Origin of the sequence: Streptomyces sp. NPDC013157 (genome assembly GCF_042899865.1) — a bacterium.
Lineage (GTDB): Bacteria > Actinomycetota > Actinomycetes > Streptomycetales > Streptomycetaceae > Streptomyces.
On record NZ_JBIBAK010000002.1, the window covers coordinates 301,640 to 324,296 of the forward strand.

The following is a 22,657-nucleotide window of genomic DNA, read 5'->3' on the forward strand; positions in this document are numbered from 1 at the left end:
GAGGGAGGAGGCCCGGGGCCGTCAGCTGTCGTAGTCGACCGTCAACGACTCGGAGACCGGGTAGGACTGGCAGGTCAGGACGTAGCCGGCGGCCACCTCGGCGGGTTCCAGGGCGTAGTTGCGGCGCATGTCGGCCTCGCCGTCCGTGATGCGGGCGCGGCAGGTCCCGCAGACGCCTCCCTTGCAGGCGAAGGGGAGGTCCGGGCGGATGCGGGCGGCGGAGTCGAGGATGGTGCGCTCGCGCGGGAGGCGGGCGGTGGTGGAGCGGCCGTCCAGGGTGACGGTGACCTCGCTGGCCGGGCCGGTCGCCACCGCGTCCTCGTGGCGGACGGGCTCGATCGGCTCGTCGGCGAAGAAGAGCTCCTGGTGGATCCGGCCCGCCGGGACGCCCAGTCCGGCGAGGACCTTCTGCGCGTCGAGGACCAGGCCGTGCGGGCCGCACAGCCACCAGTGGTCGGCGCCCTCGATGTCGACCAGGCCCGCGACGAGCGCGCCGAGGCGGTCGCCGTCGAGGCGGCCGGAGAGGAGTTCGGCTTCGCGGGGTTCGCGGGAGAGGACGTGGGCGAGGTGGAAGCGGGTGCGGTACTCGTCCTTCAGGTCGGCGAGTTCGTCGGCGAACATCACGGTGTCGGTGCGGCGGTTGCCGTAGAACAGCGTCACCGTGGAGAGGTCGTCGGCGGCGAGGACCGACTCGGCGATGGACATCATGGGAGTGATGCCCGAGCCGGCCGCGACGAGCACGTGGTGGCCGGGGACCGTGAGGTCGGGGGTGAAGGCTCCGGTGGGGGCCATCACCTCGACGGTGTCGCCCGGACGCACCTCGTGGACCAGCCAGGAGGAGAAGAGTCCGCCGGGCACCTCGCGGACGCCGATGCGGGGCGCGGTGCCGGCCGGCGAGCAGATCGAGTAGGAGCGCCGCTCGTCGCGCCCGGCGACCTCGCGGCGGAGGGTGAGCGACTGGCCGGGGCCGAAGGCGAACTCCTCGGTGAGGTCCGCGGGGATGTCGAAGGTGACCGCGACGGCGTCCTCGCACAGGGGCTGGACCGCGGCGACGCGCAGGGGGTGGAAGGCAGGGCGGCGCCGGCGTGCTGTCGTCGCGGGGGCACCGGCGGTCGGTGCCGTCAGCTCTGCCATCAGATCTCCTTGACGTACTCGAACGGCTCCCTGCAGCTGAGGCAGCGCCACAGCGCCTTGCAGGAGGTGGCCGCGAACCGGGAGGTCTCCTCGGTGGCGACCGATCCGCAGCGGGGACACGGAACCGTGCGCCGGGTCGGCGACAGGTCCAGCGGGACGGGACCCGCGGGGCGCCGGGGCGCGGTGGTGGGCGGTGCGATGCCGTGGTCGGCGAGTTTGCGGCGCCCTTCGGGGGTGATCCAGTCACTGGTCCACGGCGGGTCGAGGACCGTGCGGATCTCCACACGGCCGAAGCCGGCGTCCCGGAGGCGGGCGGCGACGCCGGCCCGCATCTCGGCCATGGCGGGGCAGCCCGAGTAGGTCGGGGTGAGGTCGGCCACCACCGTGCCGTCCGGCTCGACGGTGACGTCCCGCAGCACGCCGAGGTCGGCGAGGGTGAGCATGGGAAGCTCCGGGTCGGGCACCTGTTCGGCGATGTGCCGGGCCCGCCGGGCGTCGGCCAGGACGGTCACCATGTCGCCTCCGGGTGGGCGCGGGCCACGCTCTGCAACTCGGCGAGGAGCGGGGCGAGATGGCCGGTGTGCGCGCCGTCGCGGCCCTGGCCGGGCAGCGGCGGGACGCTCGGCGTGGGGAGTCCGGCCGCGTCGAGGACCTGGTGGAGATCGGCCAGCACCGCGTCGCGCACGTCGTGGGCGGCGAACAGCTCCTCCCAGTACGGGGCCTGCGCCTCGAGGGCCGTCAGCATCCGCGCGTGCGACTCCTCGGTGCCGTCGCCCAGGCGTACGACCCACTCGGCGGCGTACTGCCGGTGGTAGGTGAGCTCCTTCACGCCCTTGGCCGCGATCGCCGCGAGCACCGGGTCGGGCGCGGAGGCCAGTTCGGTGAAGTGGGCGAGTCGCCAGCTGGCGAACACCAGGAGCCGCAGGACGGAGAAGGCGAAGTCGCCGTTGGGGAGTTCGGTGAGGGTCACGTTGCGGAAGTCGGCGGCGTCGCGGAAGTACGCGTAGGCGTCCTCCGCGCGGCCGGTGCCGTCGGTCTGGCCGGTGCGGGAGTAGAGCAGGCGGGCCTGGCCCAGCAGGTCGAGCCCGATGTTGGCCAGTGCCACCTCCTCCTCCAGCTCGGGAGCGCGGGTGACCCATTCGGCGAGCCGCTGGGCCAGGACCAGCGCGTCGTCGCCGAGCGCCAGGCACAGGTCGGCCAGTGCGGCCGCGTCGACGCCCTCGGGTACGGCGGTGTCGACGCCGTACAGCGGGTCCTCGAAGCCGGTGCCGAAGGCCCAGCGGGCGTCACTGTCGTCGTGGCCCTCGGCCAGGCTCAGGTAGACGTGGTCGTCGTCGCTCATCACCGGCTCCTAGATGTGCGGGACATCGTCGGGGATGTCGTAGAAGGTCGGGTGGCGGTAGACCTTGTCGGCGCTCGGGTCGAAGAAGGGGTCCTTCTCGTCCCGGGTGGAGGCGGCGATGTGCTCGGAGCGCACGGCCCAGATGCTGACGCCCTCGTTGCGGCGGGTGTACAGGTCGCGGGCGTGGGTGAGGGCCATCTGGTCGTCTGCGGCGTGCAGCGAGCCGACGTGGACGTGGTTGAGGCCGCGCTTGCCCCGGATGAAGATCTCGTACAGGGGCCAGTTCCCGGTGTCGCTCATGCCACTGCCTCCTCGCGGGCTCGGGCGGCCTGCTTGGCGGCGTGGGCACTGGCGGCCGCACGCACCCAGGCACCTTCCTCGTGGGCGGTCCGCCGGCGCTCCATGCGCTGCGCGTTGCACGGGCCGTTGCCGCTGATGACTTCCTTCAGCTCGGAGAAGTCGGGGGTGCCGAAGTCGTGGTGGCCGCGCTCCTCGTTCCAGCGCAGCTCGGGGTCGGGCAGGGTCACGCCGAGCCTGGCCGCCTGCGGGACGGTCATGTCGACGAAGCGGCGCCGCAGTTCGTCGTTGCTGTGCCGCTTGATCTTCCAGGCCATCGACTGGGCGGAGTTGGGCGAGTCGTCGTCGGGCGGGCCGAACATCATCAGGGACGGCCACCACCAGCGGTCCACGGCGTCCTGCACCATCTCCCGCTGGGCGTCGGTGCCGCGCATCATGGTCATCAGCAGTTCGTAGCCCTGCCGCTGGTGGAAGGACTCCTCCTTGCAGATCCGCACCATCGCGCGCGCGTAGGGGCCGTAGGAGCTGCGGCACAGCGGCACCTGGTTGCAGATGGCCGCGCCGTCCACGAACCAGCCGATGACGCCGACGTCCGCGTAGCTGAGCGTCGGGTAGTTGAAGATCGAAGAGTACTTCTGGCGGCCTTCGAGGAGACGCTCGGTGAGGTCCGCGCGGTCGATGCCCAGGGTCTCGGCGGCCGAGTACAGGTACAGGCCGTGGCCGGCCTCGTCCTGGACCTTGGCGAACAGGATGGCCTTGCGGCGCAGCGAGGGCGCCCTGGTGATCCACTCGCCCTCCGGCTGCATCCCGATGATCTCCGAGTGCGCGTGCTGGGCGATCTGCCGGATCAACGTCCTGCGGTAGCCCTCCGGCATCCAGTCGCGCGGCTCGATCCGCTGGTCCCGCGAGATCGTCGTCTCGAAATGGGACTCCAGATCGTGCTCGGCGCCCCTTCCGGCCGCTTCCGTCATCTCCACCAACTCCCAACCGACCATTCGTTCGGTTCATCATAAGGTGCGCCCTACCCGGTCTGGCAAGGGTCTGGGCCGATCGGCGCAGTCAGCAGCGCGGGTGCCGGGTGCCGAGGACAGGCACCGCGGCCCGCCGCGGTCACCGCGTGCAGAAGCCCTGTCCCGTCCTGTGTCCGAGTTCGCCGAGGGTCGCGTGCAGGTACTCGGCGACGGCGAGCCGCACGTCGAGAAGTTGGGGTCAAGCCCGGCAGCACGGGCCGCCGGCCACTCGCCCGGTTCGTTCGGCCTTCGACAGTGAAGGCGGTGAAGTGATCACACCCGCTCCACAAGGAGTGCGACGCCCTGGCCAACTCCTACGCACAGCGTGGCCAGGCCGCGGCGGCCGTTCTCGCGCTCGAGGCGACCGAGCAGGGTGAGCAGGATGCGGGCGCCGGAGCAGCCGAGCGGATGGCCGAGGGCGATGGCGCCGCCGTCGGCGTTGACCTTGTCCCCGTCGAGCTTGAGGCGGCGGATCACCGCCAGTGCCTGGGCGGCGAACGCCTCGTTGAGTTCCACGGCGTCCAGGTCGCCGGTCTGCCAGCCGGCCCGGGCCAGGGCCTTCTCGGTGGCGGGGACCGGGCCGAGGCCCATGAGGTTGGGCTGCACACCGGCGGAGGCCGAGGCGACGATCCGGGCCCGCGGGGTGAGGCCGTACCGCTCGACCGCCTCGGCGCCGGCGACCACCAGGGCGGCCGCGCCGTCGGACAGCGGTGAGGAGGAGCCCGCCGTGACGATGCCGTCCGCGCGGAAGACGGTGCGCAGGGAGCCCAGCTTCTCCAGGGTGGTCGAGGGGCGGGGGCCCTCGTCCCGGGTGACCTCGCCGTCGCGCACCGGTACCGGCACGATCTCGCGGTCGAAGCGGCCCGCCTCCTGGGCGGCCACCGCCCGCTGGTGGCTGCGCAGCGCGAAGGCGTCGGAGTCGGCGCGGGTGATGCCGTCGAGCGCGGCGACCTCCTCCGCGGTCTCGCCCATGGACAGCGTGACCCTGACCGCCTCGGGTCCGGCGTCCGCGGGCACTTCCCGGTCGGCGGCGGTGAAGCGCGGGTTGGTGAACCGCCAGCCCAGGGCGGTGTCGTGCACCTGCCCCGGCTTGGCCCACGGGGTGCCCGGCTTCTCCGTCACCCAGGGCGCCCGGGTCATGGACTCCACTCCCCCGGCGACCACGAGGTCCGCCTCGCCGGCGCGGATCGTCTGGGCGGCCGAGGCCACGGCAGTGAGGCCCGAGGCGCAGAGGCGGTTGACGGTGTAGCCGGGCACGGTGTGCGGCAGCCCGGCGAGCAGCACCGCCATCCGGGCCACGTCCCGGTTGTCCTCGCCCGCCTGGTTGGCGGCTCCCAGGACGACCTCGTCCACCGCCTCGCCGGGGGCGCCGGAGCGCCGGACGGCCTCGCCGACGACGAGGGCGGCGAGGTCGTCGGGGCGAACGGAGGCCAGGGCGCCGCCGTAGCGGCCCTGCGGGGTGCGGGCCCCGTCGATCAGGTAGACGTCGGGCATCGGGCGGTCTCCTCGGCTTCGGGGTGCACGGGGCGCCGCGGCCGCGGGACGGCGCGGCGGCCGGTGGCGAAGAGGGCGACGGACGGGGTGGCGCGGGCACGTGTGTGGCCCGCGGTCCCTCTCTTGACATGCAGGTGTGTTGCTGGATTACTTGACCACGCCGCACGCTAACCGAATGTTCGGTCGGTTCACAAGGTGGTGGAGATGACGACCCAGGTACCCGGCACGACGCCTGGCCCCGTCGAGACGATGTTCGCCGCGGACGAGGCGTCCCGGCGGCTGGGGATCGAGTTGCTGGAGCACGGCGAAGGGACGGCCGTGCTGCGGATGACCGTCACGGCCTCGCAGGTCAACGGGCACCGGATCGCCCACGGCGGGCATGTGTTCCTGCTCGCGGACACGGCGTTCGCCTGTGCCTGCAACAGCCACGGGCCGGTGACGGTCGCCGCCGGCGCCGACATCGACTTCGTCGCGCCCGCCTACGAGGGCGATGTGCTCGTCGCCACCGCGCGGGAGCGGGTCCGGTTCGGCCGCAGCGGTGTCTACGACGTGAGTGTCGTGCGCGGCGACGAGGTGATCGCGGAGTTCCGCGGCCGCAGTCGCACCCTCCGCACACAGAACGAGGAGCCGCAATGAGCAGCGAAGTGATCGCGCCCGGGCCCGGGGGCACCCGCCGGGGAGAGCCGCTCCCCGAGGCCCTGCTGGACGAGGCCGAGCGGATGTCCCGCGAGGAGGTCGAGGCCCTCCAGATCACCCGGCTGCGCACGACACTGCGGCACGCGTACGACAACGTGGAGCTGTACCGCAAGAAGTTCGACGCGGCCGGCGTGCGCCCGGACGACTGCCACACCCTCGCGGACCTCGCCCGCTTCCCCTTCACGACCAAGGCGGACCTGCGGGACACCTACCCCTTCGGCATGTTCGCCGTGCCGATGTCCGAGGTGCGCCGCGTGCACGCCTCCAGCGGCACCACCGGCCGTCCCACCGTGGTCGGCTACACCGACAACGACCTGTCCATGTGGGCGGACGTCGTCGCCCGTTCCATCCGGGCCGCCGGTGGGCGTCCGGGGCACAAGGTCCATGTCTCCTACGGCTACGGCCTGTTCACCGGCGGCCTGGGCGCCCACTACGGCGCCGAACGCGCCGGCTGCACGGTGATCCCGGCCTCCGGCGGCATGACCGCCCGCCAGGTGCAGATCATCCAGGACTTCCGGCCCGAGATCATCATGGTCACGCCGTCCTACATGCTGACCCTGCTCGACGAGTTCGAGCGCCAGGGCGTCGACCCGCGCTCCACCTCGCTGGAGATCGGCATCTTCGGCGCGGAGCCGTGGACTGAGGAGATGCGCCGCGAGATCGAGGAGCGCATGGACATCCACGCGGTCGACATCTACGGGCTGTCCGAGGTCATCGGCCCCGGGGTCGCGCAGGAGTGCGTGGAGACCAAGGACGGGCTGCACGTCTGGGAGGACCACTTCTACCCGGAGGTCGTGGATCCGCTGACCGACGAAGTGCTGGCGGAGGGCGAGAGCGGCGAACTGGTCTTCACCTCGCTCACGAAGGAGGCGCTGCCCATCATCCGTTACCGCACCCGGGACCTGACCCGGCTGCTGCCCGGCACGGCGCGTCCCGGGTTCCGCCGGATCGAGAAGATCACCGGCCGGTCAGACGACATGATCATCCTTCGGGGGGTCAACGTCTTCCCCAGCCAGGTGGAGGAGATCGTGCTGCGGACGCCGGGGGTGGCCCCGCACTTCCAGATCCAGATCAGCCGGCGCGGACGCATGGACCACATGACGGTCCGGGTGGAGGCACGGCCCGACGCCGGCCCCGCCGACCGCGAGGCCGCGGCGCGGATCATCGCCCAGGGCGTCAAGGACGGTGTCGGGGTCACCGTGGAGGTCGCGGTCGTCGAACCGGAGACGCTGGAGCGCTCGCTCGGCAAACTCCGCCGGGTGAAGGACCTGCGCAAGGAATAATGCGCTGGCGGGCGAACGGCCGGAGTGCCTACCGTCCTCCCCATGCCCGAACTCCAGTCGCTCCGCGCGGACCACGCCCCGGCACTGCTCGCCTTCGAACTGGAGAACCGCGCCTATTTCGCGGCGTCCATCCCTGACCGCGGCGACGAGTACTTCGCCCGGTTCGGCGAGCGGCACCAGGCGCTGCTGGCCGAGCAGGAGGCCGGGACCTGCTACTTCCATGTGCTGGTCGACGCGGCGGGCGAGGTGCTGGGGCGGGTCAATCTGGTGGACGTCGCGGACGGCGGCGCCGACCTGGGGTACCGGATCGCGGAGCGGGTCACCGGGCGGGGACTCGCCACCTGGGGCGTACGGGAGGTGTGCCGACGCGCCGCCGGCACCTACGGGCTGACCACCCTGCGGGCCGCCGCCGCCGTGCGCAACACGGCGTCCCGGGCCGTGCTGGCCAGGACCGGATTCACCGTCACCGGCGAGACCGTGCTCTCCGGCCGCCCCGCCCTGACCTACCTGCGCACCGTCGACGCCACCACCGACCGACCCGCAGGCGCACCGCCGTCGTCGTGAGCCGGACGGCTCCCTCCCGCCACCGGGACCCCTACCCGGGCAACGGGTCGCTCCAGGCCTGGCATTCGCCGTCGACGGTCTGAACGTCGCAATGGCGCATGCGCAGTTCGCCGTCCTCGCCCCGGTCCTGGAACTCGGTCACGACCTTGCTCCCCTCGCTTCGGCAGACCCCGACCTGCCTACCGCAGCAACTCGAAGCGGACGGCGGCCGCGGTGCCCGTGGGTGCCGCGGCCGTCGTCCGGTGGGTCAGCCGGCGACGGGCCTGCCGCGGCCCCAGGCCCAGGCGAGGCGGTCGGCGCCGGACTGGTTGGTGGTGGCCAGCCAGGGGCGGGACGCGTCGCCGATCAGCTTCTGGATCGAGTACGTGTCGTCGGTGCGCAGACCGGGCCAGTACACCGAGCCCATGCCGAGCTCGCGGAAGGTGTCCGTGTCGGCCTGGATGAAGTTGACGGAGTTGTCGTCGGGAGCGGGCTTGTCGTAGTCGAGGCCCGTCGTCATCGGGGCGCCGAACTCGTCGGCGACCGTGCGGTCGGCGCAGTCGCCGAGCCGCTCCTTCAGGTCGGCCACCCACTGGTCGTAGGTGGCGTAGCTCTTCCAGAAGCCGTAGTGGTGGAGGGAGAGGTAGGTGCCCTTCAGGCGCGGGTCGGCGCAGACGGTGGTGACGTGGTCGTTGTAGCCGGCGCCGCTGACGAAGACGCGGTCGTGCGGGACCGACGGGTAGGTCGCCAGCCACTTGGCGGCGATGTCGGCCCATTCGGCGTCGGTGTAGCCGTGCGGCTCGTTCATCGGCTCGAAGTAGACGTGCGGGTCGTGCCGGTAGGCCTTCACGACGGTGTTCCACATGGGCCAGTAGGTGGCCTCGTCGTCGATGAAGCCGTCCTTGTTGGCGCCGGTGCCCTCCCAGTAGGAGACGATCACCTTGAAGCCCTGCGCCGAGGCCGCGTCGATGACCCCTCGGTACGACTTCCAGTACGAGCCGTTGACCGTGTACGGGTTGATGGGCAGCCGTACGGTGTTGGCGCCGAGGTTGGCGCGGAAGGCCGCGATGACCCTGGTGGCCTTGGCATAGGTCTGGGCGTAGCTGTCGGACAGCGACAGGCCGGAGAGGACCACGGGGTCGTCGGCGTAGTTGTCGCGCGGGTCGGCCCAGTTGACGCCCTTGAACTGGCTGGTGCCGTGGCCCGGTGCGGCGGCGGAGGCGGCGGCGGGGCTGCCGGTGAGGGTCGTGGCGCCGACCGCGGCGATCGCGACCGCCGCGAGGGCGGCGCGGGTGCGGGGGGCGATCCGGGTTCTGGCGGGGGTCTTGCGCATCAACGTGCCCTTTCGGAAGACGGCGGCTCGACGCAGGGGCCCGCGGGCCCGACCGCGTGTTTACGTAAACATCGACGCGGCATGTTCACGTGAACATCTCCTCCGCGGCCGTGCCCGCGGGATCTCCGCCGGGGCTGGTCACGGGGCGATGTTTACGTAAACTCGAAAGCGTCGGAATCGTGGCACCCGCTCCTCGGGCCGTCAAGATTCCCGGTCCCGACTTCCCGCGCATGAAGGAGATTTGAGGGGTGGGGCGATGGTCCTGAACGAGCCGGAGCAGCCGGTCGCGCCGGCCGCGGGCGGTGCGCGGCGGAGCGGTTCCGGGGTGCCCGGCGGGCGCCGCAAGCAGCGTGTCTCCATGGCGGACGTCGCCGAACTCGCCGGTGTCTCCTCGCAGACGGTCTCACGGGTCTCCAACGGACACCCCGGGGTGGTCAGTTCCACCCGCGAACAGGTGCTGGCCGCGATGCGGGAGCTCGGCTACCGGCCCAACAGCGCCGCCCGTGCCCTGCGTTACGGCCGGTTCAACACCATCGGCGTGATCCTGTTCAGCCTCTCCTCCACGGGCAGCAGCCGTACCGTCGAGGCGATCGCCACGCAAGCCGCGGCCGAGGGCTACGCGATCACCCTCATCCCCATCGACGTGGCCACGCAGGACAACGTGCTGGGCGCCTTCACGCGGATGGGCGAGCTGGCGGTGGACGCCGTCATCGTCATCATGGAGATCCATCTGCTGGACACCGCCACCGTGCAACTGCCGCCCGGGGTCCATGTGGTGGTCGTGGACTCGGACGCCGGGGACCGCTACAGCGTGGTCGACACGGACCAGGCCGACGGCGCGCGGGGGGCCGTACGGCACCTGCTGGGCCTGGGCCACCGGACGGTGTGGCACGTGGCGGGTCCCGAGTCCTCGTACGCGGCCGAGCGCCGTGCCCAGGCCTGGCGGGCGGTGCTGGCGCAGGCGGGGTGCCCGGTTCCGGCGCCCCTGCGCGGCGACTGGTCGGCCGAGTCCGGTTACGCGGCGGGGCTCGCGCTCGCCGAGGAGCCGGACTGCACCGCCGTGTTCGCGGCCAACGACCAGATGGCCCTGGGCCTGCTGCGCGCCTTCCACGAACGGGGCCGGTCCGTGCCCGCGGAGATCAGTGTGGTCGGATTCGACGACACCCCGGACGCGGCCTTCTTCATCCCGCCCCTCACCACCGTCCACCAGGACTTCGCCGAGGTCGGCCGCCGCTGTGTGGAGGGCGTGCTGCGCCGGCTCCGCACCGGCGACGACTCCCGCCCCGGCACCGATCTCGTCCCGGCCCGCCTGGTGGTCAGGGAGAGCACCGCCCCGCCGCGCACGACGTGACGGCGGTCAGGGCGTCGCGCAGGGCCGAGCCTGCCGGCGGGGGTTCGTCCCAGCGGGCGGCGATGTGGCCGTCGGGGCGGACGAGCAGCGCACCGCCGTGCGGGCTCAGGCCGTACCGGTCGGCGTGATCGCCGGACAGCGGCTCGACGCGCAACGGCCGGCGGGCGGTGCCGTGCCGCCGCCAGCGGCCGGGGTCCGGGGTGAGCACCGTGAACCACTCGCCCAGCGCGTCGAGCGTGGAGCGGTCCGGGGTGAGCCAGTGGTGGGGCATGCGGTGGCCCGGCTGTGCGGTGGGCACGTACTCGGTGCCGGGGGCCTCCGACCGACCGTCGCGATGGCCACCGCCGTCGCCGTCGCCGAGGACGGCCGCGGAGTCGTACGCGGTGCCGAGCACCAGGCCGAGCTGTGCGAAGTACCGTTCCGACCAGGGAAGTTCGACCGGCGCCGAGGAGCCGCTGCGCAACTGCTCCTTGCGCAGGTCCTGCACCTGGAGCAGGAGGTGGGTGTTGGCGACCGCCTGGCGGAGGGTCTCGCGGGCCACCGGCCGGCGCTCGGCCTCGTACGTGTCCAGCAGGGCGGGTTCGGCCCAGCCTTGCAGCACGCCGGCCAGTTTCCAGGACAGGTTGTGCGCGTCCGCGACGCCGGCGTTCATGCCCAGGCCGCCGATCGGCGGGACCGCGTGCGCGGCGTCGCCGGCCAGCAGGACCCGGCCGCGCCGGAAGCCCTCGGCGACGTACGCGGTCATCGACCAGTGCTGGACCCGCACCACGTCGGCCCGTACACCAGCGGCGGGACGGAGCGCGTGCGAGACGCGGGCGGACCAGTCGGCCGGCCCGGTGCCGTCGGGGGTGGCACCGAACCAGGCCCAGCCGCCGTCCGGGTAGAGCGGGGTGAAGGTGCCGAACGCGGTGAAGTAGACCCCGGCGGGCTGGTCTGCGCACCAGCGGGCCAGGTCGGCGTCGAAGACGACGGTGGCGTAGTCGCCGAGCGCTCCGGGACCGGTGGTGGCGATGCCCAGGCGCTCGCGGACGGTGGAGTTCGCGCCGTCGGCGGCTACCAGGTACCGGGCCCGGACGCGGGTCTCCGCACCGCGCTCGCCGTCGAGGAGCACGGCGACGACACCCTCCGTGTCCTCCTCCAGGTCGACCAGCTCGGTGCCGAACCTCACCTCTCCCCCGGCGGCGGCGAGCAGGACGGGCTCCAGCCGGTCCTGCGAGGTGACCACGCCGACGACCGGGCTCTCGGGGACCGCGGCGCGCACCCCGACCATCGCGGCACTGGCGAAGTCGGGGTCGCACAGGGTGTCCCGGAAGCGCACCCGCCCGTACGTGGGTGCGAACGCGTCCGCCGTGATCCTGTCGGCGACCCCGAGCCGCCGGAAGATCTCCATGGACCGCACGTTGACCAGGCGGGACCGGGGGAACGGGGACAGCTCGCGGTGCTTGTCGACCAGCAGGGACGGCACACCCCAGCGGTCCAGCAGCGCCCGTGCGGTGAGCCCGACCGGCCCTCCGCCGACGATCAGCACCGGCACCTCTGCGTCCGCTCCAGGCATGGCTCCATCATCGGGCGTCGGCGGCCGCCCGCCGTCACCGACCGCGGGCATGCACCCGAACGGGTTCCCGCCCGCGCAGGGGGTGGGGCCTCGGCGGCACGGCTGCGGATGAAGGGGGCGGTGGCGGGTACCCGGCCCGGGACCGTGGTGAAGGGCACCGCGCGGGCGTGGTGGGAGTCCTCCTGTGTCCATGACGCATCCTGCCGAGCGCTCCCGGAACGGACGGGGCTGGTTCGAGCGGCTGGCCGAGGCGGCCTCGAACCTGACCAGCTCCCTGGCGTTCCTGTGCTTCTGCCTGCTCCTGGTCGCCGTCTTCGTCGCCGTGCACCTCTCGGGTCTCGCGATCAGCTGGCAGCTGCTCGTCGGGGACGTCATGACCTCCGTGAACCTGCTGCTGCTCGCCCTGCTGAAGAACTCCGAGCGCCGCGCGGAACACGCCATCCAGCGCAAGCTCGACAGCATCGCCGCCGCGCTGCTCGACCAGCGGGAGGGCGACCACCCGGAGGAAGCGGCCGAGGAGCTGCGCAAGACGATCCGGATGGAGGAGGAGCTCTGACCCGCCCGCGGCCGGTGGGCGGGCGGCATCGGGGGCGGGCCGGGGCCTCGTACCCTGTTCGATGTGGATCCCGTCCCTCTGCATCGCGTCGCCGTCCTTGTGCTGGAGGGGGCGAAACCCCTCGACGTCGGTATCCCGGCACAGGTGTTCACGACCCGGGCGAGCATGCCGTACGAGGTACGGGTGTGCGGCGCGGCGCCCGGTCTGGTCACCGGCGGCGACGGGCTGTCGTACCACGTCGCCGACGGTCTCGACGCGCTGGAGTGGGCGGAGATCGTGTTCGTGCCCGGGTACCGGTTCCCGGACCGGGAGGACCCGCCGCAGGCCGTCGTCGACGCGCTGCTCGGCGCGCACCGGCGGGGCACGCGGCTGGCCGCCATCTCGACGGGGGCCTTCGCGCTCGCCGCGACCGGGCTGCTCGACGGCAGGCGCGCCACCACGCACTGGCACTACACGCGCGCCCTCGCCGAGAAGCACCCGCTGGTCAAGGTGGACGAGAACGTGCTGTTCGTCGACGAGGGCAGCGTGCTGACGTCGGCCGGCGCGGCCTCCGGGATCGACCTGTGCCTGCACATCCTCCGCGGCGACCTCGGCGTGGCCGCCTCCAACCACGCGGCCCGGCGGCTGGTGGCGGCCCCCTACCGCAGCGGCGGCCAGGCGCAGTACGTGCCGCGCAGCGTGCCCGAGCCGCTCGGTGAGCGGTTCGCGGCGACCCGCGAGTGGGCGCTGCACCGGCTCGGCGAACCGCTCACCCTCGACGTGCTGGCCCGGCACGCGGGGGTGTCGGCGCGGACGTTCTCGCGGCGGTTCGCGGAGGACACCGGGTACACGCCGATGCAGTGGGTGATGCGCGCCCGGATCGACCTGGCCCGTGAACTCCTCGAACGGTCGGAGCGGAGCGTCGAGCAGATCGCGGCCGACGTCGGCCTGGGCACCGGGGCGAACCTGCGGCTGCACTTCCAGCGGATCCTCGGCACGACGCCGAGCGACTACCGCCGCACCTTCACGAAGGGCGAGTAGGGCTGCCCGGGTGACACCCTGGCGGGATCCTTTCGAACCGTGGCGTTCTCGCCGCTGTCCGGGCTGCGGGCGGCCCGCGAACCTGGTGGCGTAGCGAAGGGACACCACTTATGACTCGTATCGCCGTCAACGGATTCGGCCGCATCGGACGCAATGTGCTGCGCGCCCTGCTGGAGCGGGACAGCAGCCTGGAAGTCGTCGCCGTCAACGACCTCACGGAGCCGACCGCCCTCGCGCGGCTGCTCGCCTTCGACTCCACGGCAGGCCGCCTCGGGCGCCCGGTGAGCGTCGACGGAGACGTCCTCGTCGTCGACGGCCGGCGCATCAAGGTCCTCGCGGAGCGCGAGCCGGCGCAGCTGCCGTGGGCCGACCTCGGCGTGGACATCGTGCTGGAGTCGACCGGCCGCTTCACCTCGGCGAAGGCGGCCCGCGCCCACCTCGACGCGGGCGCCCGCAAGGTGCTGGTCAGCGCGCCGTCGGACGGTGCCGACGTCACGCTGGCGTACGGCGTGAACACCGACGCGTACGACGCGGAGCTGCACACGATCGTCTCCAACGCCTCGTGCACGACCAACGCGCTCGCTCCACTGGCCGCCGTCCTCGACGAACTCGCCGGTATCGAGCACGGGTTCATGACCACGGTGCACGCCTACACGCAGGAGCAGAACCTGCAGGACGGCCCGCACCGCGATCCCCGGCGCGCCCGTGCCGCCGGTGTCAACATCGTGCCGACCACGACGGGCGCCGCCAAGGCGATCGGTCTGGTGCTGCCGAACCTCGACGGAAAGCTGTCGGGCGACTCGATCCGGGTGCCGGTGCCGGTGGGCTCGATCGTCGAGCTCAACACGACCGTGTCGCGTGACGTGACACGCGACGAGGTGCTGGCCGCGTACCGCGCGGCGGCCGAGGGGCCGCTCGCGGGCGTCCTCGAGTACTCGGAGGACGCGCTGGTGTCGTCGGACATCACGGGCAACCCCGCCTCGTCGATCTTCGACTCGGCCCTGACCCGCGTCGACGGCCGCCACGTCAAGGTGGTCGCCTGGTACGACAACGAGTGGGGCTTCTCGAACCGTGTGATCGACACGCTCGAACTGCTCGCGCGCTGACGCCTGTTGACGGACGGAATGGTCGGCCACCGTGCGGTGGCCGACCACTTCGCGCTGTGTCTCAGCCGGCGGCGCCGGCCGGGTGCACCGCCGCCTCCGGCGCCGCCTGCGGGGCGCGCGCCGGGCGGATCCCGATGAGTGCCACGGCGATCACCGCGGCCACCAGCATCCCGATGCCGCCGACGAGGGCGCAGGTGTGCAGGGCGTCGGTGAAGCTCGCACCGTAGGCGGCCTGCGCCTGTCCGGTGCTCGCCGGGGTCTTCAGGTGCAGGAAGGCGCCCGCCTGGATGCCGACGTTGGACACCAGCCCGCTCACCTGGCCCTGGTCGGCGGGGCTCAGCCCGGACGAGGCGAGGTGTCCGGGCAGGGTGGCCAGGGTGCGGTGGGTGAGGATGACGCCGAAGACGGCAGGGCCGAGGGCGCTGCCGATCTGGCGGAGCGCGCTGTTGGCCGCGGCGGCGGTGCCCCCGAGCCGGTGCGGCAGGGCGTCCATGGCGATGGTGGTGATCGGCGCCATGGCGAGCGCGATGCCGATGCCGAGGACTCCGATGATCAGGGCGGCCTCGCCGGTGCCGGTGTCGGCCTGGAAGGCGTTCATGAGCAGCGCGCCGATTCCGCCGATGACCAGGCCGGTGACCAGGAGCAGGCCGGGCGTGGCCCGGTTCATCAGCCGCCCGACCAGCGGGCCGAGCACCACCGTGAAGCCGTTGATGGCGATGAGGCGGATGCCGATGTCCAGCGTCGAGGCGTGGTGGACGAGTCCGAAGTACTCGCTCAGCGCGAAGACCAGGCCGACCTGGGCGAACAGGGTGACGGCCATGACGAGTGCGGCTCCGGAGAACGCCGCCGACTTGAACAGGCGCATGTCGAGCATCGGGCAGGACGAGCGGAGTTCCACGAGGACGAAGCCGGCCGCGCCGAGGGCCGCGGCCACGAACGCGATCACGACCTGGGCCGAGGACCAGCCGGCGCTGCCGCCCTCGATGACGCCGTAGACGAGGCCGGTGACGGCGACGACGGCCAGCAGCTGGCCCGGGATGTCCAGGTGGCGCTCGCGCTCGGCGCGGGAGTCGGTGAGGACGACGGCGCCGATCACGGCCGTGACCACGGCGAGGACGAGCGAGGGCAGGAAGATCCACCGCCAGCTCGTGTGCGCCACGATGACGCCGTTGACCACCGGGCCGAGGGTCAGTCCGAGGCCGAGGGCGGCCGTCCACAGGGCTATCGCGCGAGCGCGTTTGCGGGGGTCCGGGATGACGTGGCCGATCAGGGCGAGCGTGGACGGCAGCAGAGCGGCGGTGCCGACGCCGGTGAGGGCCTGGCCCACGCAGACCTGTACGACGCTGCCGGCGGTCAGGCAGACCAGGCAGCCGAGGCAGAACAGCGCCAGCCCGGCGAGGTAGGTCTTCTTACGGCCGTACAGGTCACCCACCATGCCGCAGGTCAGCAGGAGCGCCGCGGTCGGCAGGATGAAGGCGTCGGTGATCCACTGCAGGCCCTCGGTGGAGGCGTCGAGGGCCTGTTGCATGACCGGGAGGGCGACGGAGACACCGACGACGGGCAGGTAGGAGACGAACACCCCGAGGCAGGCCAGCACGATGGTGGCCGTGATGTGCCGGGTGCCGGTGTCGGGCGGCGCGGACGACGGGGACGAGGCAGGAGAAGGCATGGCCACGGGGCACCTCGGAGCAGTGGAGTGACAGGGCGACGTACGGGGGGCGGCGCTGGGTGACCTGTCGACTCCCGATCGACGGGTGCACCGCGGCTCTGCCGCCGGGCCGACAGCGGGAGCCGCGTCAGGTCGGTCCCGGCTGCCGTCCGCGCGGCGCCTGCGCGGCGGGTTCGGCCGGAATCTCCGTTGACGTGAGCCACTTCTGTCGGGGCAAGCGCTTCGGACGGTATACCGACGTGCCGCCTGCGGAGATGCCCTTGGACCTGCAACCTAAGGTGAACGGCGCTGACGCCTGCCCCCGGTTCCCGCCCTCCGGCTGCCACGGAGTGCCGTTCCCGAGGAACACGTGGGACGCGGGCACGCCGGATGCCGGCATGCCCGCGTCCCATCGGGGTGACGGGTGGGTCAGGACGGAAGCGTCCAGTTCTGATTGGCGGCTCCCGAGCAGGACCAGATCTGGAGCCGGGTGCCGTTGGCCGAGCTCGGGCCGGTGGCGTCGAGGCACTTGCCCGACTGCGGGTTGACCAGGGAGCCGTTGGAACCCGCCCGCCAGACCTGCGAGCCCGTGCCGTTGCAGTCGTAAAGCTGCACCTTGGTGCCGTCCGCGGTACCGGCACCGGTCACGTCCATGCACTTGCCGAGGGCGCCGAGGGTACCGGCGCTGCCGACCGTCCAGTTCTGGGCGCCGGTGCCGTTGCAGTCGTAGAGCTGTACGGCGGTGCCGTTGGCGGCGGCCGCGCCCGCGACGTCCACGCACTTGCCGCCGTACCCGTGGATCGGGCCGGTGGTGCTCGTCGGCGGGGTGACCGGACCGGACTGGCCTGCCGCCCACTTGATCTCCTGGAGCAGGAGCTGGTTCTGCCGGTCGCTCGCGAACGTCGACGACAGGGTGGTGTCGGTCGAGTAGTCCATCGCGTTGTGGCCGAAGTTGTTGTAGACCATCTTGTAGTTGCGGTTGGACCAGACGATCGGGTAGTAGCCGCTGTACCAGGTCTGGTCGGGGTCGGTGCCGACCGGGAACGTGGACGGGGCCATCGAGGCGAGGATGTCGATGGCCGGGTTCTGCCGCAGGTCGTTCTGCCAGCTGTACCACTCGCTCACCGAGGACGTGATGGTGGACGGGAGGTTCGCCGTCGCCGGGTGCGAGGGGTCGTCGATCTGCAGGGTCTCCTGGGTCGGTCCCCAGGAGTTGCTCCTGAAGGTGCCGGTGCCGAGGAAGGTGTTGTGGTACCACGGCCAGTCGCCGGTGTCGTCGTTGTACGCCGAGACGTGGAAGCCGATGAACCCGCCGCCGTTCGCCATGTAGGTCTGGAAGGCGGCCTGCTGGGACGCGGTGTGGGGATAGTCGTCGAGGAACATGACGACCTGGTAGCCGGCCAGGGTGGAGGCGTTGAGCCGGCTCCAGTCCGTGGTCGCGGTGTAGGTGAAGCCGTTCTCCGCGCCGGCCTGCGGGAACCAGCTGTTGGCCTCGTGGTCGAAGCTGATGTGTGCCGCGTCGTACGTGCCGTCGTAGAAGGCGATCACGTTGACGGTGGTGGCGGCGTCGGCGTGGTGGGCGGGGCCGGCCTGGATGCCGAGCACGACGGCGACCAGGGCGAGCAGTCTCAACAGGGTGCGGGGCCGGACGAGGTGCGGGTGGGGGGTGACCATGCGGGGGCCTTCCTCATACGTGACCGTCGGATACATATGCGGGTGAGCCGCATTGAAGGCCCCGGCGCGCGTACATGTCAATGGTGCAGACCAAGTGCGGGCAGCGGGTGGCCGCCGTGTCCGGGCCGGGCCGGGCCGGGCCCTGGGGTACTCGGCCGGACGGCGTCACAGTCTCGACGGTGGAAGGAGGCCGCCATGCGCCCCGGCCCGATGCGCCCCGGCCCGACAGGCACCGACCGGGCGGTGACCGTCGTGGTGACCCGGGTGGTCGCCGCGGGCAAGGAGGAGGAGTTCGCACAGTGGGCCGACGACGTCGACCGGGCCGCCGCCGGTTTCGCCGGTCACCTCGGCGCCGTACGGCTCCATGACGGCCAGGGGCTGCACCACCTCGTCCACCGCTTCGACTCCGCCGAGCACCTCGACGCCTGGGAGCGGTCGGACACGCGCAACGAGCTGCTCCGGCGCGGCAACCGGATCTCGGATCCGCGAAGCAGCCGCAGCGCCGACCTGGCGCCCTGGTTCACCCTCCAACGGCGGGACGTCCCGCCCAGGTGGAAGCGCTTCATGACCACGTGGGCGGCCGCCTGTCCCTGCCTGCTGACCATCGCCACGCTGCTGAAGCTGCTCTCTCCCGGTCTGCCGCAGTCCGCCGCCCTGGCCGTCAACTCGTTCGTCCTGACCGCCCTGCTCACCTGGGTGATCCAGCCGCGGGTCAACCGCCGGGCACGCCCCTGGCTGCTGCGGGGAGCACACCCGGCACGGACCAGGGGAACGGCACCGCCGTACGACTCCGCGTCCGCGGACTGAGTCCATCGGCCACGCCGGGACTCCCAGGCGGCTCCCGTCAGCCGGCACAGCGTGCGGCGGGTTCGAGCGGCTGGCCGCAGTATGCGTATGTGAACGCCCGGCGGGGCTCACGGTCACCGGCCGCGGACCGCGAACCGCACGGGATGCCGCGGGTCACCGGGTGCAGGACCATGGTCATGACGGCGCCCCCCGGCGTTCTCGTGGCCGGTGCGCCCGCCCACCGCCCGACCAACGCCCGCGCACCGCCCCGGCCGTCGAACCGGGCCGGAAGCGGCTGCCGGGCCGGTTCGCCGCCGCCGGGCCGGTTCGCCGCCGCCGACGCCGAGCACGCGATCGCCCACGGCAGGCACGCCATCGCGCTCACCCACGCGGACGAGGTGGCTCAGGTGGAGGAGACATGACCGACCTGCTCTCAGAGGTTCTGGAGGCCCACGGCGGCACCGAGCGGTGGGCGCGGCTGACGACCGGGACCGCCACGATCGTCAGTGACGGGGAGCTCTTCGCGGCCAAGGGCCTGCCCCAGGACCTCCAGCCGCGGCGGATGACCGTCAGCCTGCACGACGAACACGCTTCGGTGTGTCCCTTCGGGGCTCCCGGCCGGCGTTCGGACTTCACCCCCGGCCGCATCGCGATCGAACGCGCGGACGGCACGGTCGTGGCCGAACGCCTCGACCCCCGCAAGGCGTTCGCCGGACACACGCTGGAGACTCCCTGGGATCCGCTGGACCGCGCCTACTTCAACGGATACGCCCTGTGGACGTATCTGACCACGCCGTTCTTCACCGTGATGCGCGGCATGCGGGTGGCGGAGGCCGAGCCCTGGGACGAGTCGCCGACCGAGCGGTGGCGCTGTCTGCGGGTCACCTTTCCCGAGGACATCGCCAGCCACAGCACGGTCCAGGACTTCTACTTCGGGGACGACCGCCTGCTCAGGCGCCACGACTACCACGTCGACATCGCCGGGGGCTTCGCGGCCGCGCAGTACGTCCACGACATCCGCGAGGCGGACGGGATCAAGTTCCCCACCAGGCGCCGCGCGTATCGGCGGCGGCCGGACGGACGGCCCGACCACGACCACGTCATGGTCGCCATCGACCTGAGCGACCTCCGTTACGTCTGAACGACGGAGACGGAGGATGGGCAGCGTGCCGAAGACGGCGCCTCCGGCGCGGCTGGGGCCGAGAGCGAGAGGAATGCGGATGCGGATCGCGATCCTGGACGACTATCAGGGCGTGGCGCTGGGGCTGGCGGACTGGGAATCGCTCGGCGCCGACGTGCACGTCTTCTCCGACGCCTTCGGCGGCGAGGACGAGTCCGTGGCGGCGCTCGCCGGCTTCGAGGTGGTCGTGGCCATGCGCGAGCGGACTCCTTTCCCGTCGTCGGTCCTGGGCAGGCTGCCGCGTCTGCAACTGCTGGTCACCACCGGGCCGGTCAACGCGGCGATCGACGTGGACGCCGCACGCCGGCTGGGGATCACGGTCTGCGGGACCGGGTACTTCTCGTACCCGACGGCCGAACTCACCTGGGGGCTCATCCTGTCCGCGGCGCGGCTGATCCCGCAGCAGGTCGACTCGGTGCGGCGGGGCGGTTGGCAGGAGGGCCTGGGGACGAGTCTGCGGGGCGCCACGCTGGGGGTGCTGGGTCTGGGCCGGCTGGGGACTGCGGTGACGGAGGTGGGGCGCGCTTTCGGCATGCGGTGCATCGCCTGGAGCCAGCATCTGACGCCGGCGGAGGCGCAGGCGAAGGGGGTGACCTACGTGGCCCGGGACGAGCTGTTCGAGCGCTCCGACGTGCTGAGCGTCCACGTCGTGCTCAGCAAGCGCACCCGGGGTGTGGTCGGGGCGCGCGAACTCGGCCTCATGAAGCCGACGGCGATCCTGGTGAACACCTCACGCGGGCCCGTGGTGGACGAGGCGGCGCTGATCGGGGCGCTGACCGCGGGCCGTATCGCCTCCGCGGCGCTGGATGTCTTCGACCGCGAGCCGCTGCCGGCGGACCACCCGCTGCGTTCCCTGCCGAACGCCGTGGTGACGCCCCACATCGGCTATGTCAGCCGGGATCTGTACGAGGTGTTCTACCGGGACGCGGTCGAGGACATCGCGGCATGGCAGGCCGGAACGCCGGTCAGGACCCTCACGGGGTGAGCCGTCCCGTCTCTTTCCTCACGGTCGCCGGCCGCGAACCTCTCAGCCGTCGTACGGCATCACCTTGACGACCTTGCCCTGGCTGTCCGTCTGGAAGTATCCGGTCTGGCTGTACTTGTTGCTGAGGTAGACGGACATCCCGGCGGGGTCGCCGAAGGCATTGCCCGGCAGGACGACGACCAGGTAGCGGGTGGTCGGATCGGGCACCTTCAGCTGTCTGCGGGCCTGGGTCAGCAGCGAGGGGACCTTGTCCCATGCGAAGCCGTCGAGGCGGACGGGCCTGTCGTCGCCGCTCAGGCTGCCCGAGATGATGTCCTTCTGCACGCCCTGGCCCGGGCGGTAGGTGTACGAGTCGTATGCGGTGTCGCTGCCCTTCACCATCATGTAGGCGATGACGTACTCGGGGTACACCGTGAGCTTGCCGAAGCGGTCCCGGCCGGTCTGCTTCTCGAAGGCCGCGACGGCGGTGCGGATGCCCTGCGGGGTCAGCAGGTCGGTGCCGGCGGTCTGCCGCGCGGCCGTGGGCGAGGCGGTGCTCCCGGCCGAGGACGAGGTCGTGGCGTGCGCGGTGCCGGAGTCCGTGGCCCCGGAGGCTTGGTTGCCCGAGTCCGGCAGCAGCGTCCACGTGAGCGCGCCGGCCACGGCCACCGCGGCCACGGGCAGCAGGAGCAGTGTCCGGCGGCGCCGCGGGGCGGGCCCGGGAGACATGGGCGCCGTGGTCCGCGGCCGCGCGTCCTGCGGCTCGGGTTCCCGCGGTGGCGCGGCCGGCGGTTGCAGCGGGAAGGACGTGGGGGACTCGGTCTGCCGGGCGGCGCGGGCCAGCATCCGCTCCAGTGCGGCGGCGTCGGGGCGGGCGGCCGGGTCGCGGACGAGGACGCGGGTGAGGACGTCGGTGAGGGGCCCGGCCCGGACCGGCGGCGGGACGTCCTCGGCGAGGACCGCGGCGAGCGTGGCAAGGGTCGTGCCGCGGCGCAGCGGATGGTGGCCCTCGACGGCGACGTACAGCATCATCGCGAGCGACCACAGGTCCGCGGCCGGCCCGCCGTCCTTGCCGGAGACGCGTTCCGGTGCCATGTAGTCGGGGGTGCCGATGACCGACCCGGTGGCGGTGAGAGCGGTCGACTCGCGGACGGCGGCGATGCCGAAGTCGGTGAGCACGGGCCGCCCGTCGGGGCGCAGCAGGACGTTGGCCGGTTTCACGTCGCGGTGTTCGATGCCCGCCTCGTGGGCGGCGCGGAGCGCGGCCAGCACCTCGCGGCCGATGCGGGCGGCCTCGACCGGGTTCATCGGGCCGGCGGCGAGGCGGTCGGCCAGCGAGCCGCCGGTCACGAGTTCCATGACGATCCACGGGTAGGTCCCCGGGCCGCCGTCGACGATGTGATGGATCGTCACCACGTTCGGGTGGTCGACCCGGGCCAGCGCGCGGGCCTCCCGCAGTACCCGTTCCCGCAGCAGCCGCGCGGCCTCCGGGTCCCACTCGGCGAGCCCGGGGTCGGCCGGCCGCACCTCCTTCACGGCCACGCTGCGCCGCAGCACCAGGTCGGTGGCCCGCCACACCGTGCCCATGCCGCCGCCACCGAGCCGTGCCACCAGCTCGAACCGCCCGTCGACGACCCGTCTCGCGGGGTCGTCCCTGCCCTCGTCGTTCATGCGCGGGAGCTTAG

At 72.4% G+C, this 22,657-nt stretch carries 22 protein-coding genes and 1 pseudogene; 11 read left to right on the forward strand and 12 right to left on the reverse strand.

Annotated features, from left to right (window positions below; genetic code table 11):
- Positions 1-21 precede the first annotated feature (21 nt).
- From paaE to ACFY6U_RS06895, 7 genes and pseudogenes are all read right to left on the reverse strand, one after another.
- A complete protein-coding gene (gene paaE / locus ACFY6U_RS06865) occupies positions 22-1,134 on the reverse strand; it encodes a 1,2-phenylacetyl-CoA epoxidase subunit PaaE (protein WP_390035453.1) in 1,113 nt (370 codons plus the stop codon).
- A complete protein-coding gene (gene paaD / locus ACFY6U_RS06870; RefSeq protein WP_390035454.1) occupies positions 1,134-1,649 on the reverse strand; it encodes a 1,2-phenylacetyl-CoA epoxidase subunit PaaD in 516 nt (171 codons plus the stop codon). Before paaD ends, paaE begins: the two co-directional genes overlap by 1 nt.
- Entirely contained in the window at positions 1,643-2,476 is an 834-nt protein-coding gene (gene paaC, locus ACFY6U_RS06875; protein WP_390035455.1) for a 1,2-phenylacetyl-CoA epoxidase subunit PaaC, read from the reverse strand. The genes paaD and paaC overlap by 7 nt, the downstream gene beginning before the upstream one ends.
- A gap of 9 nt (positions 2,477-2,485) precedes the next feature.
- Positions 2,486-2,776: a 1,2-phenylacetyl-CoA epoxidase subunit PaaB gene (gene paaB / locus ACFY6U_RS06880; protein WP_093507257.1), complete on the reverse strand. Its 291-nt coding sequence runs from the start codon at positions 2,774-2,776 to the stop codon at positions 2,486-2,488.
- Positions 2,773-3,744 carry a 1,2-phenylacetyl-CoA epoxidase subunit PaaA gene (paaA, locus tag ACFY6U_RS06885; protein WP_390035456.1) on the reverse strand — a complete coding sequence of 324 codons (972 nt, stop codon included), beginning with the start codon at positions 3,742-3,744 and terminating at the stop codon, positions 2,773-2,775. Before paaA ends, paaB begins: the two co-directional genes overlap by 4 nt.
- A gap of 139 nt (positions 3,745-3,883) precedes the next feature.
- Positions 3,884-3,973, reverse strand: a pseudogene (locus ACFY6U_RS06890) (3-hydroxybutyryl-CoA dehydrogenase); the annotation flags it as partial.
- Between the two features lie 83 nt (positions 3,974-4,056).
- On the reverse strand, positions 4,057-5,277 hold the full coding sequence (locus ACFY6U_RS06895; RefSeq protein ID WP_390035457.1) for a thiolase family protein: 1,221 nt from the start codon (positions 5,275-5,277) through the stop codon (positions 4,057-4,059).
- A 204-nt stretch (positions 5,278-5,481) separates the two neighbouring features.
- Here ACFY6U_RS06895 and paaI point away from each other — a divergent pair, with 204 nt between their 5' ends.
- Genes paaI through ACFY6U_RS06910 form a run of 3 tightly spaced genes read left to right on the forward strand, consistent with a single transcriptional unit; the run spans position 5,482 to position 7,820 of the window.
- The gene (paaI, locus tag ACFY6U_RS06900; protein WP_217555826.1) at positions 5,482-5,913 is read left to right on the forward strand and encodes a hydroxyphenylacetyl-CoA thioesterase PaaI; all 432 of its coding nucleotides are present in this window, start codon (positions 5,482-5,484) and stop codon (positions 5,911-5,913) included.
- Complete coding sequence (gene paaK, locus ACFY6U_RS06905) at positions 5,910-7,256, forward strand: phenylacetate--CoA ligase PaaK (RefSeq protein ID WP_390035458.1); 1,347 nt, start codon at positions 5,910-5,912, stop codon at positions 7,254-7,256. Before paaI ends, paaK begins: the two co-directional genes overlap by 4 nt.
- 42 nt (positions 7,257-7,298) lie before the next feature.
- Positions 7,299-7,820, forward strand: a complete 522-nt coding sequence (locus ACFY6U_RS06910) for a GNAT family N-acetyltransferase (RefSeq protein ID WP_390035459.1) — start codon at positions 7,299-7,301, stop codon at positions 7,818-7,820.
- A gap of 247 nt (positions 7,821-8,067) precedes the next feature.
- Here ACFY6U_RS06910 and ACFY6U_RS06915 read toward each other — a convergent pair whose 3' ends face one another.
- Complete coding sequence (locus tag ACFY6U_RS06915) at positions 8,068-9,132, reverse strand: glycoside hydrolase family 5 protein (protein ID WP_390035460.1); 1,065 nt, start codon at positions 9,130-9,132, stop codon at positions 8,068-8,070.
- Between the two features lie 256 nt (positions 9,133-9,388).
- Here ACFY6U_RS06915 and ACFY6U_RS06920 point away from each other — a divergent pair, with 256 nt between their 5' ends.
- On the forward strand, positions 9,389-10,483 hold the full coding sequence (locus ACFY6U_RS06920) for a LacI family DNA-binding transcriptional regulator (RefSeq protein ID WP_390035461.1): 1,095 nt from the start codon (positions 9,389-9,391) through the stop codon (positions 10,481-10,483).
- On the opposite strand, the gene ACFY6U_RS06925 is transcribed toward ACFY6U_RS06920, so the two are convergent.
- A complete protein-coding gene (locus ACFY6U_RS06925; RefSeq protein ID WP_390035462.1) occupies positions 10,449-12,038 on the reverse strand; it encodes an FAD-dependent monooxygenase in 1,590 nt (529 codons plus the stop codon). The genes ACFY6U_RS06920 and ACFY6U_RS06925 overlap by 35 nt on opposite strands.
- Before the next feature lie 190 nt (positions 12,039-12,228).
- Between ACFY6U_RS06925 and ACFY6U_RS06930 the strand changes: the two genes are divergently transcribed.
- The 3 genes from ACFY6U_RS06930 (at position 12,229) to gap (ending at position 14,720) form a co-directional block, all read left to right on the forward strand.
- The gene (locus ACFY6U_RS06930; protein ID WP_390035463.1) at positions 12,229-12,594 is read left to right on the forward strand and encodes a low affinity iron permease family protein; all 366 of its coding nucleotides are present in this window, start codon (positions 12,229-12,231) and stop codon (positions 12,592-12,594) included.
- Positions 12,595-12,657: 63 nt separating this feature from the next.
- Positions 12,658-13,614, forward strand: a complete 957-nt coding sequence (locus ACFY6U_RS06935) for a GlxA family transcriptional regulator (protein ID WP_390035464.1) — start codon at positions 12,658-12,660, stop codon at positions 13,612-13,614.
- 110 nt (positions 13,615-13,724) lie between these two features.
- On the forward strand, positions 13,725-14,720 hold the full coding sequence (gene gap / locus ACFY6U_RS06940) for a type I glyceraldehyde-3-phosphate dehydrogenase (RefSeq protein ID WP_390035465.1): 996 nt from the start codon (positions 13,725-13,727) through the stop codon (positions 14,718-14,720).
- Between the two features lie 61 nt (positions 14,721-14,781).
- On the opposite strand, the gene ACFY6U_RS06945 is transcribed toward gap, so the two are convergent.
- Together ACFY6U_RS06945 and ACFY6U_RS06950 are read right to left on the reverse strand one after the other, a co-directional pair.
- Positions 14,782-16,389 carry an MFS transporter gene (locus tag ACFY6U_RS06945; protein ID WP_390035466.1) on the reverse strand — a complete coding sequence of 536 codons (1,608 nt, stop codon included), beginning with the start codon at positions 16,387-16,389 and terminating at the stop codon, positions 14,782-14,784.
- Positions 16,390-16,797: 408 nt separating this feature from the next.
- Entirely contained in the window at positions 16,798-18,042 is a 1,245-nt protein-coding gene (locus ACFY6U_RS06950) for a ThuA domain-containing protein (RefSeq protein ID WP_390035467.1), read from the reverse strand.
- Positions 18,043-18,237: 195 nt separating this feature from the next.
- On the opposite strand from ACFY6U_RS06950, the gene ACFY6U_RS06955 reads away from it, so the two are divergent.
- The 4 genes from ACFY6U_RS06955 (at position 18,238) to ACFY6U_RS06970 (ending at position 20,993) form a co-directional block, all read left to right on the forward strand.
- The gene (locus ACFY6U_RS06955) at positions 18,238-18,849 is read left to right on the forward strand and encodes an antibiotic biosynthesis monooxygenase (protein ID WP_390035468.1); all 612 of its coding nucleotides are present in this window, start codon (positions 18,238-18,240) and stop codon (positions 18,847-18,849) included.
- A 176-nt stretch (positions 18,850-19,025) separates the two neighbouring features.
- Complete coding sequence (locus ACFY6U_RS06960) at positions 19,026-19,250, forward strand: hypothetical protein (RefSeq protein WP_390035469.1); 225 nt, start codon at positions 19,026-19,028, stop codon at positions 19,248-19,250.
- Positions 19,247-19,969 (forward strand): hypothetical protein, encoded by a 723-nt coding sequence (locus ACFY6U_RS06965; protein ID WP_390035470.1) that lies wholly within the window; start codon positions 19,247-19,249, stop codon positions 19,967-19,969. The genes ACFY6U_RS06960 and ACFY6U_RS06965 overlap by 4 nt, the downstream gene beginning before the upstream one ends.
- Before the next feature lie 79 nt (positions 19,970-20,048).
- A complete protein-coding gene (locus ACFY6U_RS06970) occupies positions 20,049-20,993 on the forward strand; it encodes a D-2-hydroxyacid dehydrogenase family protein (RefSeq protein WP_390035471.1) in 945 nt (314 codons plus the stop codon).
- Positions 20,994-21,035: 42 nt separating this feature from the next.
- Here the strand turns inward: ACFY6U_RS06970 and ACFY6U_RS06975 are convergent, their stop codons facing one another.
- Positions 21,036-22,643 (reverse strand): serine/threonine-protein kinase, encoded by a 1,608-nt coding sequence (locus ACFY6U_RS06975; protein ID WP_390035472.1) that lies wholly within the window; start codon positions 22,641-22,643, stop codon positions 21,036-21,038.
- Between the last annotated feature and the right edge of the window lie 14 nt (positions 22,644-22,657).